This is a genomic window from Nonomuraea sp. NPDC001699 (assembly GCF_053596455.1).
The window spans coordinates 121,933-137,035 of sequence record NZ_JBSFGF010000009.1 but is presented as its reverse complement, the minus strand read 5'-3'; the positions used below and the strand labels follow the sequence as shown (position 1 = coordinate 137,035).

Below are 15,103 nucleotides of genomic sequence, written 5' to 3'. Positions count from 1 at the left end.
GCCTTCAGAAGAACGAGGGGAGTGGGACGGCGCCCTTACCTGGCCGGAAAGTCCGCCATACCCATACTTGCGCGCCCAGCATAATCGGCGCGAACGGCAACGCCATGACACTGAGCACATTCAACGTAGCCGCCGGCGCGCTGTGCTCCAGCAAGAACGGCATCGCCCCCACGAGCAGGCCGATCACCGGCAGCGCCGAGACCAGCCCCGAGACCACCAGCGCCCGCCCCGACCGCACGCCCCCGAACGCGCCCGGCTCCCGCCAGGCCAGGAACGTCCACCCGTGGAAGGCGAACAGCAGGGTCGTCAGCACGCCCAGCAGCACCCCGACCGGATGCACCGGCGAGGAGGTGAACCCGGTGGCGGCGGCGTGCAGCGCCATGCCCCAGCCGAACGACAGCCCCAGCGACCCGAACGCGATCATCGCGTCCCAGAAGCCGCGCCACCGGGCGCCGTCCAGCCGCCGCCGGAACCACAGCCCGGCGTCGCGCAGGATCCAGCTCAGCAGCATGGCCACCACCAGCGGATACAGCCCGAACAGCACCTCGCCCTCCAGGCGCGGGTACACGCCGAACAGCGTCCCGGCCACCGCGACCAGCCACACCTCGTTGGCCAGCACGAACGGCGCCATGGCGGCCACCATGCGGTCGCGGTTGGCGCGCGTCCTGCCCAGCACCGGCAGCAGCAGGCCGACGCCGAGGTCGAAGCCCTCCAGTGCGAAGTACCCGGCCAGCAGCACCGCGAAGAACAGGAACCAGATCACTTCCATGTCAGCACTCCTAGAAGGTCATCGCCGGGGCGGGCCGGGCGTCGGCGGCGACCGCGCCGAGGTCGAGGTCGCGCGGACCCCGCCGGACGATCCGGGCGATGAGGACGTAGTCGACGACCGCCAGCAGCCCCAGCACCCCGGCGAACCCGATGAGCGAGGCCGTGACCATGCCCGAGGTCAGCCCCGGCGTCAGGGCGTCGGCGACGGTGAGCTTCTGCCACACCATCCACGGCTGGCGGCCGATCTCCCTGGCCATCCAGCCCAGGATCGCCAGCGCGAACGGCACCGGGGTCATGAGCATCAGCACCACGTGCGTCCACCGCCAGCGCGGCAGCCAGTAGATGAGCGGCAGGAGGATGAAGAGCAGCACGAACGCCAGGAGCTGGCCGATCTCGATCATGAACCCGAGCGGCACCGCGGCGCCCGTGTTCCCGTCGAACTTGCCCTCCTGGACGCCGCCGAACTGCGCGTAGCCGAACCCCAGGGCCAGGAAGGCGCCGACGGACGCCACGCCGACCCCCATGCGCAGGGACCTGCCGAAGAACACCGACTCCCGCGTGCGGCGCCGCAACTGGTACGCGCTCGCCCCGGCCAGCACCAGGCCGCCGGTCAGCAACCCCGCGCCGATGACGTGGGGGAAGGAGAACACCAGCGTCTTGTTCGTGAGCAGGGCGCCGAAGTCGACCAGCTCCAGCCGGCCGTCCCTGAGCACCGAGCCCGCCGGGTTCTGCAGGAAGGAGTTGGCGACCATGATGAAGAACGCGCTGGCGTACGCGGTCAGCGTCACCAGCCAGATGCAGGCCAGGTGCAGCCACTTGGGCAGCCGCCCCCAACCGAAGATCCACAGTCCGAGGAACGTGGACTCCAGGAAGAAAGCCACCAGGGTCTCCATGGCCAGCGGCGCGCCGAACACGCCTCCGGCGTAGTCGGACAGCCCGCTCCACGACAGCCCGAACTGGAACTCCATCACCAGGCCGGTGACGATGCCCAGGGCGTAGTTGACGACGTAGATCTGACCCCAGAACCGGGTCATGCCTCCGTGCAGCGCGCTGCCGGAGATCACGTGGCGGGTGTGCATGAGCGCCACGATCGGCGCCAGCCCGAGCGTGAGCACGACGAACAGGAAGTGCAGGCTTCCCGTCACCGCGAACTGCGTGCGGGCGAGTTCGAGTACGTCCATTCCCTCGACTCCGTTGTTGTGTCTACCTACATATAGGCAGCCTACATGTAGACTGCCTACATGCGAAACGGTTGTCTAGGATCTAGGACATGAATCCAGACGCGCTGCGCGGGCACATGGACGCGTTGCTGCTCTCGGTGCTGGAGCGGGAGCCGCTGCACGGCTACGCGATCATCGAGGCGCTCCAGGAGCGCAGCGGAGGCGCGCTCAGCGTGCCCACCGGCACCGTCTATCCGGCGCTGCGGCGGCTGGAGCGCATCGGCTACCTGGCCAGCGAATGGGCGACCGTGGGCGGGCGCAAGCGGCGCACGTACCGGCTGACCGACTCGGGCAGGAAGCAGCTCGAAGGGGAGCGGTCGGCCTGGCGGGAGTTCACCAGCGTGATCGGCAGCGTGCTCCAGGCCGACACGCGGGCCTCAGGCTGACGGTTCCGCGGTGGTCCGGCCGGCGCGGGTGACCCGCAGGCAGCGCGTCGCGCCGTAGATCTGCAGGCCCCAGAACGCGGTCGTGACCAGGTTCGCCAGGAACGCGGGCAGGTAGTCGGTCATCGTGCCCGGCCCGGAGGAACTGTAGGACAGCACGAGGCTCATGGCGCCCGCGACCGGCAGCATGCCCCACACGAGGATGCCCAGCGACCTGGTCACCAGGCGCGGGCGGCGGATCCAGCGGGCGCCCCGGCCCAGCGCCAGCAGGGCGAGGCCGCCGTACAGGCCGGTCGCGAGCTGGCAGATGTCCAGCAGCCGCGAGAGCAGGTGGTACCAGGCGGGCCTGCCCACCCACAGCGCCGGGTCGGCGGGATAGATCCGCCACACCAGCGACCACATGAGCGCGGTCAGCGGGACGCTGATGAACAGCAGCAGGCCCAGGCGCCGCCCGGCCACGGCGGTCAGCTCGCTCTGGTAGCCCGGGGCGATCTCGGTGACCGGGCCGAACTCCGCGACCGCCAGCCGCTCGGCCTCGGCGCGTTCGAGCCCGTCGGCCTCCAGAGCGTCGGCGGTGTCGGACAGGCTGTCGCGCGCCTCGACGACCAGGTCGCGCTTCGCGCCGGCGGGGCCGGACAGCACGCGATCGAGGTCGGCCACGTAGTCGTCGATCCGCATGATCCCAGTCTACGGAGTAGGTCGCCGTCGGCCTATCAGGGAAGTCCCCGATATTTCGCGCCCCTGCTTGATGTGTCGGAAAAATCCTACGTATAGTGGCCCACATGCTGATTTCCGGGATTCTGACCGTCACCGTGCCCGTCGCCGACCAGGCGCGGGCGCTCGACTTCTACACCGGCGTGCTCGACTTCGAGGTGCGCACCGACAATCCGTTCCCGATGGGCCGCTGGCTCACCGTCGCGCCCAAGGGCACGGCGACCACGCTCCTGCTGGCCTCCTGGTTCCCCGCCATGGCCCCCGTCGGCGGGCTCGTGCTGGCCGCACCCGACCTCGACGCGCTCGCCGCCCGGCTCGCCGCCCACGAGATCGCCTTCGAAGGACCGAGCGACGAGGCGTGGGGACGCCAGCTGCTCTTCGCCGACCCCTTCGGCAACGGGTTCGTGGTCAGCCAGGCATGACCGCCGACCACGTCTTCACCGCGCTGGCCAGCCCGGCCAGGCGCGAGCTGCTGCGCCTGCTGCTCCAGGAGGGGCCGCAGCCCGCCGGGCGGCTGGCCGAGCGGTTCGACCTGAGCCGGCCCAGCGTCTCGGAGCATCTCAAGGTGCTCAAGGACGCCGGGCTCGTCGCCGAGGCCCGCAAGGGGCGGGAACGGCACTACCAGCTGGAGCCGGAGCCGCTCATGGAGATCCGCGACTGGCTCACCCCGTACGAGAGGTTCTGGCGCGGGAAGCTGGCCGGACTCTCCGCACTGCTCGACGAGATGGAAGAAGAAGATGGCTGACGACCGGACCGCGATCCGGCTGGACGAGTTCCTCGCGCACCCGCCGCGCAAGGTGTGGCGGGCGCTGACCGACCCTGAGCTGATGGCCCGCTGGCTCATGCCCAACGACTTCCGGCTGGAGGTGGGCCACCGGTTCACCTTCACCACCCAGCCCAGGAAGGCGGTGGGGTTCGACGGCGTCGTCCACTGCGAGGTGCTGGAGTTCGAGGAGGAGAAGCTGCTGCGGATCAGCTGGAGCGACCGCAAGCAGGCCGACTGGACGGTCACCTGGCGGCTGGTGCCCGAGGGGCGGGGGACCCGGCTGTTCCTCGACCACGAGGGCTTCGACCCCGACGACCCCACCCAGCAGCTCTCCCGCCGGATCATGGGCGGCGGTTGGCCCCGGCACTTCACCACGATCGAGTCCCTCGCCGCCACCCTCTGATCCCGGCCGCCCGGCTCGGCGCCTCACCACGATCTCGCCCGGCTCCGTCACCGGAGCGGGCTCGGGCCCGGTGGTGGCAGGTGGGCCAGGGCCTGTGAGGCCAGCTCGTCCGGGGCGCGGCCGTCGGTGTCCAGGCGCACGTCACCCGCCCCGGCCCGCTCCAGGGCCGCGGCCTCCCGCGCCGCCCGCGCGGCCACGGCCCGCAGGGCGTCCGCGCCCAGCCCCCTCAGCTCGTCGCCGGGGATCGCCGGGCCGCCTCCCCGGCCGCGCAGCAGGACGCGTTCGAGCAGCGTGGCGGGGGAGGCGTGCAGCCGGAACACGGTCGGCGCCAGGCCGGGCAGCAGGCGGGTGCAGCCGCGGACGGTCTCGTCGGAGTCCGCCTCGCCGGAGACGACCAGGCAGGCGGCCCCGGCCGCCCGGTACCCGTCCCAGAGCGCGGCGAGGTTGTGCGCCTTGAGCCGGCGGCGTTCGTCCTCACTGGACGGGCGCAGCGCGGCGATCTGCCGGAGATCGACGTAGGCGGCCCGCACGCCCGACCGGTGCACCCGCCCGAAGACCTCGTAGCCGACCGTCGACTTCCCGGCCGCCGTCGCGCCCGAGAACCACAGCAGGGGAACCTCGCCGGAGGGCGCGGTCGGCGGACAACCAGCGGGTACGGTCGCCGGACAAGCAGCGGGCACGGTCGGCGGCCACCCGCCGAGCCGGTCGAGCACCAGCCGGGCCGTCTCCGGAGCCGTCAGCCCGCCGGTGTCCACCCACAGGTCGGCGTACCGGCTGCGGTCCTGTGCCACGGCCTCGGCCACGGCCTCCTCCACCAGGTCCGGACGCCAGCCCCGCCCCAGGAACCGCGCCCTCAGCTCCGCGTGGGGGACCCGCAGCCGGCACACGGTGAACGCCGCCCCAGGAAGCAGCGACGTGTACTGGCCGACCTCCTCGGACGTGTCCACGAAACCGGCCAGGACCAGGCAGTCCATCCCCTCGCGCCGGAACCCCGGCCACAGGGCCGCCAGGTTGCGCGCCCGCAGGCGATGCGTGCCGCCCTCCGGCGCCGGATGACAGAGGCTGATCTGGTCGGCGTCGAGGAAGGCCGCCTTGACGCCGACGCGGCCGAGCCGGGCGAAGATCTCCCACCCGGCCGACGACTTCCCGGCGCCCGTGGGGCCCGACAACCACAGCAGCGGCAGTGGATCGATGCTCACCGGCGCGACCCTAGCGAGCCCGATCCGCCGCCTGCCACCGCATTTCCGCCCGGCTACTGGTGGATGACCGGGTTGTGGTGGACCGCCTGGCGGGCCGCGTGCGAGGTGGAGCTCCACAACACCGCCGCCGCCGTCAGCGCCGCGAGCAGCGTGCACCAGGCCACCGCGCGGCCGAGGCGCATGCCGTACCCCCACAGCAGCCACGACAGCGACAGCCACCAGTGCTCGCCGGCCTGGCGGCGCATCTCCATGGCGGCGAAGGCGAAGTCCGCCGAGGTGTCGCGGTCCTCGACCCGGCCGCGGAGCTCGGCGTAGAGGGCGGCCAGCCGGTCGGGCGTGGTGGGCGAGCCGCCGGAGGCGTCCCAGCCGCGCAGGGCGTGCTCGTCGGCCAGCGCGCTGCGCCGCGAGAACCAGCGCAGCATCGGACGGCGCAGGCTGACCCGCACGCCGCGCGGCGTGAGCGCGAACGTGCAGTTCCTGACCCGCACCCCGGCCGGACGCATGAGCCCGGTGAAGCCGCACCCCGACAGGTCGAGGCCGGTCAGCGTGAGGCTGTCGGCGTCCACCTGGCGCAGCGAGCTGAGCATCGACAGGCCCTTGCCGGTCACCGAGGCGGGCCCGTGCAGCACGGCGCCCTCCAGGTCGGCGCTGGAGTCGGTCAGCCGTACGGTGGCGGCCCCCGAGACCTCGACCCGCCGCAGGTCCACCCCGCAGCGCGCGACCGTCACGTCGAGCAGGCCGTCGGCGCGGGCGCGGGCGGCCGACAGCCTGCCGGTGGCCGACAGGTACGCGTCGCCGGCGAAGTGCGCGTACTCGAACCCCGCCTGCCCGCGCACCTTGCGGAAGGAGAGGGTACGGCCGAACCTGGCGCCGCGGAACGTGCCGCCGGTGCCCAGGCGGGCATCGTCGAAGGTGGCGTACCCGTCGAACCGGGCGCCCTCGCAGGAGAGCCCGTGCTCGAAGACGGCCTGGCCGAACAGCGCGTCGCGGGACATCACGGCCCGGTCGAGCGAGACGTGCCCCCGGACGCGTACGCCGTGGAAGGACAGCTCGCGCGTGAACCTGGCCGCGGCCAGCGACACGTTCCCCTCGAAGCACGCCCCGAAGAAGGAGGCCAGCCTTTCGAACCTGGCCCCGTCGAGTGACACGTCACCGGCGAACGTCACGCCCGACAGCCTGACGTCGCCGGTGAACCTGGCCCGGTCGAGCCGGGCGCGGCCCGGTCTGCGACTCGTCGCCTCCAGGACCCGCGAGAGCAGGTCGGCGGTGACGGTGGTGCCGCGGAGGTCGAGCAGCCTGCCGGGGGACAGCCGGGCGAGGACGGCGGGCAGGTCCTCGGCCGGCAGATGCGCCAGGCACAGGCCGGACGGCTGGTGGGCGATTCCGGGGCAGGCAGCAGAAAACGCGCAGGTGACCCAGTCCATGCACTGGTCATACCCGCAGTGCGCCAATGTCAAGGTTCGATGATTTAATGTTCTATCCACTTTTGTGTGGAAATATGCGGACAATAATCCCTCTAAAGTGCCGGTCATGCGCGTTTTATCCCGAGCAGCACTCGCTGCCCTTGTGGCGGGCACCCTGACCGCCACCCCGGCCCTCGCCGAGACGGCGGCGGCGCCCTGCGACACCCCGGCCGACCGCCGCGTCGCCGAGGTGCAGGGCAGCGGCGACGCCAGTCCTCTGGCCGGCCAGACCGTACGGGTCGAAGGCGTCGTGACCGGCGACTTCCAGCGGACCGACCAGCTCAGCGGCTTCTTCCTGCAGGACCCGCAGCCCGACTCCGACCCGAGGACCTCCGAGGGCCTGTTCGTCTTCGCCCGCGAGTCCTTCAAGGACGTCAAGGTCGGCGACCGCGTCCTGGTCACCGGCAAGGCCACCGAGTACAACGGCTGGACCGAGCTGTCCCCGGTCACCGCCGTGGACGTCTGCGGCGCCGGCAACGTGGCGGCTCAGCCGTACACCCTGCCCCCGGCCACGGGTGGGGCGGGGCTGGAGTCCGTCGAGAACATGCTGCTCACCTTCCCGCAGCCGCTCACCGTGGACGACAACTACAACCTGGGCCGCTTCGGCGAGGTCACGGTGTCGGCGCACGGGCGCCTGTACCAGCCCACCGACCGGCGCGGCGTGGACCCCGCCCACGACCTGAGCCGCTCGCTGCTCGTCGACGACGGCTCCAACCGGGAGAACCCGGCGACCCTGCCGCCCGTCACGCGGGCGGGGACCGTGGCCGCGGGCATCACCGGCGTGCTCGGGTACGGGTTCGGCGAGTACCGCCTCCAGCCCACCAAGCCGATCGCCTACCTGGACGCCAATCCGCGCACGCCGCGCCCGTTCCCGGTGGTCGGCAACGTGAAGGTGGCCTCGTTCAACACCCTGAACTGGTTCACCACCATCGGCTCACGCGGCGCGAGCAACGCCAACGAGCAGCAGCGGCAGCTCGCCAAGCTGGTGGCCGCGCTGAAGGGCCTGGACGCCGACGCGGTCGCCCTCATGGAGGTCGAGAACAACGGCCAGACCGCGCTGCAGGCGCTCGTGGACGCCGTCAACGCCGAGGTCGGCGCCGGCACGTACGCGGCGCTCACCCACCCCTACCCCGGCACGGACCTCATCCAGGTCGGGCTCATCTACAAGCCGGGCAAGCTGACCCCGGTCGGCGAGACCAGGGCCTCCCAGGACCCCGTCTTCAGCCGCCCGCCGCTGATCCAGACCTTCCGCAGGAAGGGCGGCGGCCAGCCGTTCACCATGATCGTCAACCACCTCAAGTCGAAGGGCTCCTGCCCGGCCGACGGCCCCGACACCGACCAGGGCGACGGCCAGAGCTGCTGGAACCCCACCCGCGTCAAGCAGGCCCAGACGCTGCTGGGCATCATCGATGACCAGGACCTGCCCAACCCGCTCGTGCTCGGCGACCTCAACGCCTACGGCGAGGAGGACCCGATCGACACGCTGGAGGCCGGCGGCCTGACCAGCCTCACCAAGCGGTTCGTGCCCGAGCCGCAGCGCTACAGCTACCTGTTCGACGGCCTGGCCGGCGAGCTCGACCACGCCTTCGCCGGCAAGCAGCTGCTCAAGCGGGTGACCAGCACCACCATCTGGCACATCAACTCCGACGAGCCGCGCATCCGCGACTACAACACCGAGTTCAACCCGCCCGGCCTCTACCAGCCGGACGCCTACCGCTCCTCCGACCACGACCCGCTGGTCATCGGCCTGACCCTGCCCGGCGGCCACTGAACGCACGCGTCGCCCGAGCCGAAGGCGCGGCCCCGCGGGCCGCGCCTTCGGCGTTCCAGATCGCCCGCCGTATCGGGCTTGAGGGCCGCCGCGGCATGGAATGCTGGTGGGGGGTACGTGGTTGACACGGTTGCAATTTCACCGAAGAGCGAGGAGCCACTTGTGGCGACCATCGAAGTAACAGAGAAGAACTTCAACGACATCGCTGACAAGGGCATCGTGCTGCTCGACTTCTGGGCGACGTGGTGCCCGCCGTGCAAGAAGTTCGGGCCGATCTTCGAGGCGGCCTCCGACAAGCACGACGACATCACCTTCGGCAAGATCGACACCGACGCGGAGCAGGCGCTCGCCCAGGGCTTCGACATCACCTCGATCCCCACGCTGATGGCGATCCGCGACGGCATCGTGGTCTTCGCCCAGGCCGGCGCGATCCCGGCCCCGGCCCTCGAAGACCTCATCCGCCAGGTCCGGGCCCTCGACATGGACGCGATCAGGACCGAGCTCAGCGAGGAGCTGAAGAACGCCGAGCAGAACTGACTCCGGCGGGCCCCGCCTGCACGGCGGGGCCCTCGCGTCCCCCGGCCCGCGTCAGGGCGGCGGCCAGCGGGAACACCGCGAGCACCACGAGCGTGCCGGGCAGCCCGAGCACGCGTGACAGCGCCCCCGCCACGCCCAGCCCGATCCCGCCGCCGACGAAGAACGTCAGGTTCAGCAGGCCCATCGCGCCGCCGCGCCGCTCCAACGGGAAGCTCGCCGACATCCGGCCCGTGATCACCACCTGGGCCAGCGAGAACGCCGGGAACCCGAGCGAGGCGGCCACCACCACCAGCACCGCGCCCGTCCGTCCGCCGCCGAGCATCTCGGCGAGCCCGGCCGCGACCAGGCAGGCGGCGAAGGCGGCGGCCACGGCGGGCAGCAGCCAGGCCCGGCCGCCCGCGATCCTGGCCAGCACCACGCCCACCAGCGCGCCCGGCAGCAGCCAGGCCCCGATCGTCAGCACGTTCCACCCGTGCACGCCGGCCAGGAGCTGCGGGGCGGCCCACATGGTGGCGAACAGGCCGCCGTACACGCCGACGCCGATCAGCGCGGCCCGGCGGAAGACCCGGTCGGCGGGCAGGTCGGGCGGGACGAACCCGGCGGCGACCGTACGGGTGCGCCGGACCAGCGCGGCCCCCGCGAGCGCCGCCACCGCCCCGGCCAGCGCCGCCACCGGCCACGTCAGCCCCAGATTGGCCGACTGGACGAGCACGAGGAACGCCGACACCGCTGCCGCCAGCAGTCCGGCGCCCACGACGTCCACCCGTCCGCCCGACCCCGCCCGCCGCGCCAGTGGCAGGCAGAACGGCACCGCCACCAGCGCCAGCGCGGGCAAGGCGAGCGTGAGCCGCCACGACAACGCCTGGGTGACCAGCCCTCCGGCCAGCGTCGCGCCCGCCGAGAAGACCGCCATCGCGCTGCCGAACCAGGCCAGCACCGCATGACGCCGCTTCGGCTCGGTCGTGGCCGCCAGGTTCAGCGCGACCGCCGACAGCGCGCCCGATCCGGCCGCCAGCACCGCCCGCGCCGCCACGAGCGTGCCCAGCGACGGCGCCACCAGGCAGGCCAGCGCCCCCGATGCCAGCACCGCCGAGCCGAGCAGCAGCGTGCGGCGCACCCCCCACGCGTCCGACAGGCGTCCGAACAGCGCTGTCCCGATGCCCAGCGCCAGGGCGTGCGCGGTCAGCACCCACACCACCGCGCCCGGACGCGCCCCCAGCGCGGCGGCGACGTCCGGCAGGGCGACCCCGGCCGCCGTGACGCCGAACACGGCCGGGCCGAACAGCGCGCCCAGCCTGATCCCGATCAATCCACTCCCGTTCATGCGGGCCAGTCCATCGCGGGAAGAGCGGGCGAACCAGAAGACGTTCTCCTGGACAGCCATCACGGATCATGATGAATGGAGCCCCAGTGGAGCTGCGCCAGCTCGCCTACTTCGTCGCCGTCGCCGACGAGGGCGGCTTCGGCCGGGCGGCCGAGCGGCTGCACATCGTGCAGCCCGCCGTCAGCCAGCAGGTGAGCCGGCTCGAACGCGAACTGGGCGCGCGCCTGTTCGACCGCTCGACCCGGCACGTACGGCTGACGGAGGCGGGGGAGCGGCTGCTGCCCGAGGCCCGCGAAGTGCTCGCCGCGGCCGAACGCGCCCGCCGGGCGGTCACCGGCCACCTGGAGGGAGCCACCCTGCGGCTCGGCGTGTCGCGGGCGCCCGGCACCCGCCTGTACCCGATGCTCGACCGGCTCGACCCCGGCCTGCGGGTCCGGCTCAGCAAACAGGGGCTCGCCGAGCGGCTGGCGGCGGTCCGCTCGGGCGACCTGGACGCCGCCCTCGTCCGGCTGGTGGACAGCGCGCCCGGTCTGGAGTTCTTCCCCGCCTGGACCGAGCCGCTGGTCGTGGCGCTGCCCGCCGGCCACCCGCTGGCCACGGCCGGCACGCTCGGCCTCGCCCAGCTGGGCGACCTGCCCGTACGGCTCGCCCCTCGCGAGCGCAACCCGTCCTTCCATGACCTGGTCACCGGGGCGCTGGCCCGGGCGGGCGTGGACCCGCCGCGGGGCCCGGCCTTCACCGGGCTGCACGACACGCTCATCGACCTGGCCTCGGGGCCGCCGTCGTGGACGCTGTTCTACCCGGTCTTCGACGAGCTGCCGCCGATCCGCGGCGTCGCCTACGCCGGCCTGGACGAGCCCGAGGTGCTCACCCACCTCGCCGTGCCGTCCGGGCCGCCGACGGCCAAGGTGCGGCAGCTCCTGGCGGCCCTGCCCTGACCACGGAGGCCGCGACCCGGGCGGTCCGGTGGGTTCGTCAGAGTTTGCGGGCGACGCCGACGTAGCCGACGTCCGTGCCGCTCGTCAGGGCGGGCGGCTCGGTGGGCCGCCAGTCCTGGGGGAACACCAGGCCCGGGTCGACCAGCTCGTAACCGTCGAAGAAGCTCAGGATCTCCTTGTCGGTCCTGAGGCTCAGCGCGGCCGTGGCCTGGTTGTAGACCTGGTGGGCCTGCGGGGTGGTGTCGGGCCTGGCGTCGATGGCGTGGCTGATCACCAGGTGGCTGCCGGGGACACTGGCCTCGCGCAGCCCGGCCACGATCGGGTGGGCCTGCTCGTCGGGGATGAAGTGCAGGATCGCCAGCATGAGGAAGGCGACCGGCTGGTCGAAGTCCACCAGGGCGCCCAGCTTGTCCAGCAGGAGGTCGACCTCGCGGATGTCGGCCTGGAGGAAGTCGACGTTGTCCGTACGGGCCAGCAGCGCCCGGCCGTGGACGCACACGACCGAGTCGTAGTCGACGTAGACCACGCGCGCCTCGGGAGCGATCTCGTGGGTGTTGCCCTGCGTGGGCAGCCCGGCCCCGAGGTCGATGATCTGCCGCACGCCCGAGTCCACCAGGTGCCGGACGGCCCGCTGCAGGAACGCGCGATTGGCGCGGGCGGCCTCCTTGGTGTTGGGGAACACCTTGAGGATCTGCTCCGCCGCGGCGCGGTCGGCCGCGAAGTTGTCCTTGCCGTCGAGGTAGTAGTCGTACATCCGCGCGACGTTGGGGACGTTGGGGTCGACCCCCTCGGGGGCACTGTCCACGTTTTCTCCCGAAATTTCGGTCTTTCGCGTGATCATAGCCGTGTCGACCCCGCCCGCACCGGAATTCGGTTCGGTTGCCCGCGCGGCGCGCCCCGGAGAGACACGCCGCGCGGGACCCGGCAGGAGACCGCGGTCAGCCTCGGGAGGAGACCGCGGTCAGCCCCGGGAAGGCGTCGTGCTCAGCCCCGGTACAGCTCGGCCACGCGGAAGGCGAGGTCGAGCGACTGGCCGCGGTTGAGCCGCGGGTCGCAGGCGGTCTCGTAACGGGTGGCGAGGTCGCCCTCGACGATCTCGTGGCCGCCGCCCACGCACTCGGTGACGTCGTCGCCGGTGAACTCGATGTGGATGCCGCCCGGGTGCGTGCCGAGCTCGCGGTGGACCTCGAAGAACCCGGCCACCTCGTCGAGCACGTCGTCGAAGTGGCGCGTCTTGTGCCCGCTCGGCGCCTCGAACGTGTTGCCGTGCATCGGGTCGCAGATCCAGGCCACCTGGGCGCCGGCGGCCGTGACCTCCTTGACCAGCGCGGGCAGGTGCTCGCGGATCTTCGAGGCGCCCATCCGGGTGATGAACGTGAGCCGGCCCGGCTCGTTGTCCGGGTTGAGCTTCTCGATCAGCGCCAGCGCCTCTTTCGGCGAGGTCGTCGGGCCGAGCTTGACGCCGATCGGGTTGCGGATGCCGGCGAAGAAGTCGACGTGCGCGCCGTCGAGCTGGCGGGTGCGCTCGCCGATCCAGACCATGTGCGCCGAGACGTCGTAGGGCAGGCCCGTGCGCGAGTCGATGCGGGTGAGCGCCCGGTCGTAGTCGAGGATGAGGGCCTCGTGGGAGGCGTAGAACTCGACCGTGTGGAACTCCTCGGGCTCGGCCCCGCAGGCCCGCATGAAGGCCAGCGCCTGGTCGATCTCCCGGGCGAGCTGCTCGTAGCGGCGCCCGGCGGGCGACTCGCCCACGAAGTCCTGGTTCCAGGCGTGGACCTGGCGCAGGTCGGCGTAGCCGCCCTTGGTGAAGGCACGCGCCAGGTTGAGCGTCACGGCCGAGGAGTGGTACGCCTTGAGCAGCCGCCACGGGTCGGGCTGACGCGACTCGGGCGTGAACTCGAAGCCGTTGACCATGTCGCCGCGGTAGGCCGGCAGCTCCACGCCGTCGCGGACCTCCGTGCCCTTGGAGCGCGGCTTGGCGAACTGGCCCGCCACCCGGCCGATCTTCACGACCGGCACCTTCGCCGCGTAGGTCAGCACGATCGCCATCTGCAGCAACGTCTTGAGCTTGTTGCGGACGTTGTCGGCGGTCGCGCCGGAGAAGGTCTCGGCGCAGTCGCCGCCCTGCAGGACGAACGCCTCCCCGCGCGAGACGGCCGCCAGCTGCCTCTTGAGCTGGTCGCACTCGCCGGCGAAGACGAGCGGGGGCAGGCCGCCGAGCTCGGCGACGACCTTGTCGAGCTCACCGCGATCGGGCCAGTCGGGCTGCTGGGCCGCGGGAAGGGCTCGCCAGGAATCGAGATCCACGAGATTGCTGCTCACGAGATACGAGGGTATTCCACTGACCCGGCCCCACTGACCCCCTTGTCCACGTTGTGAGAATGCATTTATCAGCTTTCGGGAGACTTTACGTGCTCAGGGAGTACGCCCAACCCGATGAAACGCCGCGGCAGCCGGTTGAGCAGCGGGATCCTGGTCACGTCGCGCGGCAGCCCGGCCGGGTCGAACCGCCGCCCCAGCGCGGCGCTGATCACCCGGTTCTGCACCACCCGCTGGGCCGCCTGCGTGATCCGCGTGGGCAGCATGCGCCGGCGCTGCAGCCGGTGCAGCATGGCCTCCGTGATCGGCCGGCCCGCGGCGAGCGGCGCGGCGAGCAGGTTGGCCGCGGCCACCGCGTCCTGGACGGCCAGGTTGATGCCCACCCCGAAGACCGGCGACATGGCGTGCGCCGCGTCACCGATGCACAGGAACCCCGGGCGGTGCCAGCGGCGCAGCCGGTTGAGCGCGACCGTGAGCACGCTGACGTCGTCGAAGCCCTCGATCTGGCCCACCCGGTCCGCCAGGTACGGCAGCAGCGTGGCCACCGGACGCCTGAGGGCGTCGATGCCCTGCTCGGTCAGTGGCCCGTAGCCGCCCTTGGGGATCAGGTAGGCGAGCTGCCAGTAGGTCTCGCGGTTGATGGCGACCATCATGTGGCCGCTGGAGACACGCAGGAACGTGTCGTCGGGGTCGGTGTCGTGCCGGGGCAGCCTGAACCAGAGCACGTCCATCGGCGCCTTCAGGTCCTGGGGGACCAGGCCGGCGCGTTCGCGCAGCACCGAGCGCCGTCCGTCGGCCGCCACGGTCAGGGTCGCCCTCAGCTCGTGCTCGCCGGACGGGTCGCGGTAGCGCACCCCGCGCACCGCGCCGTCCTCGCGGATCAGGTCGTAGGCCTCGGCGTTCATCAGCAGCCGGAAGTTCGGGTACGCGCTCGCGGCCTTCGTGACCAGCGTGAGGAAGTCCCACTGGGGAACGAACGCGATGTAGTCGTAGCCGCCCGGCAGGCCGCGCAGGCTCGCGAGCCTGATGTCACCGGCGTCGGTCGCCAGCCTCAGCTCGTGCGCCTTGCGGTGGGGCAGTTTGAGGAACTCCTCCGCCAGCCCGAGCTCGCCGAGCACGCGCAGGGTGGAGGGATGGATCGTGTCGCCTCGGAAGTCACGCAGGAAGTCGGCGTGCTTCTCCAGCAGCGTCACCTCGACGCCGGCCCTGGCCAGCAGCAGTGCGAGCACGGCCCCGGCGGGACCGCCTCCGGCTATTACACACGTCATAATTCATCACCCAATGAGATTGTCTCCCTC

Annotated in this window: 16 protein-coding genes; 7 read left to right on the top strand and 9 right to left on the bottom strand. The window is 72.0% G+C overall.

Features of this window, described 5'->3' with window-relative positions:
* Window positions 1–4 precede the first annotated feature (4 nt).
* Window positions 5–769: a cytochrome d ubiquinol oxidase subunit II gene (locus tag ACWCSU_RS27065; RefSeq protein ID WP_364094542.1), complete on the bottom strand. Its 765-nt coding sequence runs from the start codon at window positions 767–769 to the stop codon at window positions 5–7.
* A gap of 10 nt (window positions 770–779) precedes the next feature.
* Window positions 780–1,949 carry a cytochrome ubiquinol oxidase subunit I gene (locus tag ACWCSU_RS27060; protein ID WP_449938579.1) on the bottom strand — a complete coding sequence of 390 codons (1,170 nt, stop codon included), beginning with the start codon at window positions 1,947–1,949 and terminating at the stop codon, window positions 780–782.
* 89 nt (window positions 1,950–2,038) lie between these two features.
* On the opposite strand from ACWCSU_RS27060, the gene ACWCSU_RS27055 reads away from it, so the two are divergent.
* Complete coding sequence (locus ACWCSU_RS27055) at window positions 2,039–2,374, top strand: helix-turn-helix transcriptional regulator (protein ID WP_357695823.1); 336 nt, start codon at window positions 2,039–2,041, stop codon at window positions 2,372–2,374.
* Here ACWCSU_RS27055 and ACWCSU_RS27050 read toward each other — a convergent pair.
* Entirely contained in the window at window positions 2,366–3,049 is a 684-nt protein-coding gene (locus ACWCSU_RS27050) for a permease prefix domain 1-containing protein (RefSeq protein WP_449938576.1), read from the bottom strand. The genes ACWCSU_RS27055 and ACWCSU_RS27050 overlap by 9 nt on opposite strands.
* Before the next feature lie 104 nt (window positions 3,050–3,153).
* On the opposite strand from ACWCSU_RS27050, the gene ACWCSU_RS27045 reads away from it, so the two are divergent.
* From ACWCSU_RS27045 to ACWCSU_RS27035, 3 genes are read left to right on the top strand one after another with little or no spacing between them, the layout of a single operon-like run.
* A complete protein-coding gene (locus ACWCSU_RS27045) occupies window positions 3,154–3,507 on the top strand; it encodes a VOC family protein (RefSeq protein WP_449938575.1) in 354 nt (117 codons plus the stop codon).
* Window positions 3,504–3,830 (top strand): ArsR/SmtB family transcription factor, encoded by a 327-nt coding sequence (locus ACWCSU_RS27040; protein WP_357695829.1) that lies wholly within the window; start codon window positions 3,504–3,506, stop codon window positions 3,828–3,830. The genes ACWCSU_RS27045 and ACWCSU_RS27040 overlap by 4 nt, the downstream gene beginning before the upstream one ends.
* Window positions 3,823–4,254 (top strand): SRPBCC family protein, encoded by a 432-nt coding sequence (locus ACWCSU_RS27035; RefSeq protein ID WP_357695831.1) that lies wholly within the window; start codon window positions 3,823–3,825, stop codon window positions 4,252–4,254. The genes ACWCSU_RS27040 and ACWCSU_RS27035 overlap by 8 nt, the downstream gene beginning before the upstream one ends.
* A 47-nt stretch (window positions 4,255–4,301) precedes the next feature.
* Here ACWCSU_RS27035 and ACWCSU_RS27030 read toward each other — a convergent pair whose 3' ends face one another.
* Together ACWCSU_RS27030 and ACWCSU_RS27025 are read right to left on the bottom strand one after the other, a co-directional pair.
* The gene (locus ACWCSU_RS27030) at window positions 4,302–5,453 is read right to left on the bottom strand and encodes a hypothetical protein (RefSeq protein WP_449938574.1); all 1,152 of its coding nucleotides are present in this window, start codon (window positions 5,451–5,453) and stop codon (window positions 4,302–4,304) included.
* Window positions 5,454–5,506: 53 nt separating this feature from the next.
* Window positions 5,507–6,877 carry a pentapeptide repeat-containing protein gene (locus tag ACWCSU_RS27025; RefSeq protein WP_357695835.1) on the bottom strand — a complete coding sequence of 457 codons (1,371 nt, stop codon included), beginning with the start codon at window positions 6,875–6,877 and terminating at the stop codon, window positions 5,507–5,509.
* Between the two features lie 106 nt (window positions 6,878–6,983).
* Between ACWCSU_RS27025 and ACWCSU_RS27020 the strand changes: the two genes are divergently transcribed.
* Window positions 6,984–8,687, top strand: a complete 1,704-nt coding sequence (locus tag ACWCSU_RS27020) for an ExeM/NucH family extracellular endonuclease (protein WP_449938572.1) — start codon at window positions 6,984–6,986, stop codon at window positions 8,685–8,687.
* 162 nt (window positions 8,688–8,849) lie between these two features.
* Window positions 8,850–9,224, top strand: a complete 375-nt coding sequence (locus tag ACWCSU_RS27015; RefSeq protein WP_357695838.1) for a thioredoxin family protein — start codon at window positions 8,850–8,852, stop codon at window positions 9,222–9,224.
* On the opposite strand, the gene ACWCSU_RS27010 is transcribed toward ACWCSU_RS27015, so the two are convergent.
* Window positions 9,190–10,608: an MFS transporter gene (locus tag ACWCSU_RS27010; RefSeq protein WP_449938570.1), complete on the bottom strand. Its 1,419-nt coding sequence runs from the start codon at window positions 10,606–10,608 to the stop codon at window positions 9,190–9,192. The genes ACWCSU_RS27015 and ACWCSU_RS27010 overlap by 35 nt on opposite strands.
* A 26-nt stretch (window positions 10,609–10,634) precedes the next feature.
* On the opposite strand from ACWCSU_RS27010, the gene ACWCSU_RS27005 reads away from it, so the two are divergent.
* Window positions 10,635–11,486 carry a LysR family transcriptional regulator gene (locus ACWCSU_RS27005; protein WP_449938569.1) on the top strand — a complete coding sequence of 284 codons (852 nt, stop codon included), beginning with the start codon at window positions 10,635–10,637 and terminating at the stop codon, window positions 11,484–11,486.
* A 37-nt stretch (window positions 11,487–11,523) separates the two neighbouring features.
* On the opposite strand, the gene ACWCSU_RS27000 is transcribed toward ACWCSU_RS27005, so the two are convergent.
* The 3 genes from ACWCSU_RS27000 to ACWCSU_RS26990 all read right to left on the bottom strand — a co-directional run bounded on the left by ACWCSU_RS27000 (window position 11,524) and on the right by ACWCSU_RS26990 (window position 15,073).
* A complete protein-coding gene (locus ACWCSU_RS27000) occupies window positions 11,524–12,291 on the bottom strand; it encodes an SAM-dependent methyltransferase (RefSeq protein ID WP_449938567.1) in 768 nt (255 codons plus the stop codon).
* 179 nt (window positions 12,292–12,470) lie between these two features.
* Window positions 12,471–13,808: a class II 3-deoxy-7-phosphoheptulonate synthase gene (locus ACWCSU_RS26995; RefSeq protein ID WP_357695846.1), complete on the bottom strand. Its 1,338-nt coding sequence runs from the start codon at window positions 13,806–13,808 to the stop codon at window positions 12,471–12,473.
* Window positions 13,809–13,876: 68 nt separating this feature from the next.
* Window positions 13,877–15,073, bottom strand: a complete 1,197-nt coding sequence (locus ACWCSU_RS26990; RefSeq protein WP_449938564.1) for an FAD-dependent oxidoreductase — start codon at window positions 15,071–15,073, stop codon at window positions 13,877–13,879.
* Between the last annotated feature and the right edge of the window lie 30 nt (window positions 15,074–15,103).